The 1,503-nt window shown below is 46.2% G+C and carries 1 protein-coding gene; it reads right to left on the bottom strand.

Annotated elements, in window-relative coordinates; translation table 11 throughout:
* The coding region (locus FTT75_RS15615) for an IS66-like element ISAba17 family transposase (RefSeq protein WP_180186816.1) at positions 1–1,429 on the bottom strand (1,429 nt) is incomplete at its 3' end.
* Between the last annotated feature and the right edge of the window lie 74 nt (positions 1,430–1,503).

The raw sequence follows: 1,503 nt of genomic DNA, 5'->3' as shown, positions 1-1,503 counted from the left end.
TTTGGTTCTCTATCCAATTATTGTCAATGGGTAGATTGCCATCATCCAGATAGCGGCTTAAAGCAGTCCAACGTTTTAGGCTGTAATTGATCGCCCGGGCGGTTGGAGAACTCGATGGCACCGTCAGCTGATGTTGGTTGAGCCATTCATATAGTTGTTGCATGACCGGTTGACTATGCTGTTGTCGGTATTCGCAGCGGTCTTCCGCTGTACCATCCGTCTTTTTTCTGAGTTCTGCTTCTATCGCATATAATTTCTGAATCAGCACTAATGCCTGTTCAGCGACCTGACTTTTCTTGGTCACATGTAGTTCATGGAATTTACGACGTGCATGTGCCATGCAGCCCACCTCAATGACCTGACCTGATCTAAAGCGTGCTTTATAACCACTGTAATCATCACAGACCAAATGACCCTGCCAGCCTTTCAGGAAGTCTTCAGCATGCTGGCCAGAACGGCTATCCTGAAAGTCATAGATCACCGCCTGAACTGGATTGTACTGTGTGCTGGCATAGGCCCAGACATAACCTTTTTTGGGCTTTTTCTCATCATCACCCATCCGCATGATGGTGACCGGCGTTTCATCGGCATGGATCACCCGCTGTTGCAGTACCACCTGTTTTAAGGCATTGGCCAGAGGTTCCAGTTCCACCCCACAGCGGCCAATCCAGTCAGATAACGTTGATCTAGACAGATCAACACCTGCGCGTAGAAAGATTTGACGTTGACGGTACAAAGGCAAATGATCGGCATACTTTGACACCAGCACATGGCTAAGCAATTCAGGTGAAGCAATGCCTTTATCAATCACATAGGCTGGCATCGCTTGCTGAGTCAGAGTGTCACACTGATCACAGACCCATTTACCACGCACATGCTGTTCCTTATAGAACTGTGCCGGTCTGAAATTCAGTTTTTCACTGACATCTTCACCGATACGACGCAAGGTACAGCCACAACTGCATTGTGTTGATTCAGGTTCATGCTCAATACGGAGGGTGTGTAGATGATCTGGCAACAGCCGACGTTTAGGTTTGTTGACTGGGGCTTTCTGTGCAGCTGCATTGGTTTTATCTGCATTCAGTCGTTCCAGTTCCAGATCAACCGCTGCAATATCTTCTTCAACCGCTTCATCCCAGAGATGGATTTGTTTTGCGGTGAGATGTTCGTTTTTACTGCCGAATTTATGCTGTTTAAATAGTGCAAGTTCATGCTCGTATTTTTGATTGAGAATAGAAAGATGTTGAACTTTAGAATCTAATTGCTGATTGGTGACTTCAAGATGTTGAACTCTGGCATCTAATTGCTGATTTGATTGTTCCAGTTGTTGTTTAGATTGTGCCAGAGACTGATGCTGCATCGCCAACTGTCTGGTAAATTCCAGCAGTTGTTCATGGGTCAGTTGGCTTAAATCAGGCAGCGTATTCATGACCGCAGTATGCCTGAGGCCATGATGCAGAGGAAATAGAACGTTTGGAGAATAGCAGAATGGATGAGCCTGGT

Source organism: Acinetobacter sp. YH01008, assembly GCF_013420435.1.
Lineage (GTDB): Bacteria > Pseudomonadota > Gammaproteobacteria > Pseudomonadales > Moraxellaceae > Acinetobacter > Acinetobacter pseudolwoffii.
Note: the sequence above shows the minus strand (reverse complement) of the source record. Positions and strands in the feature narration are given on the sequence as shown.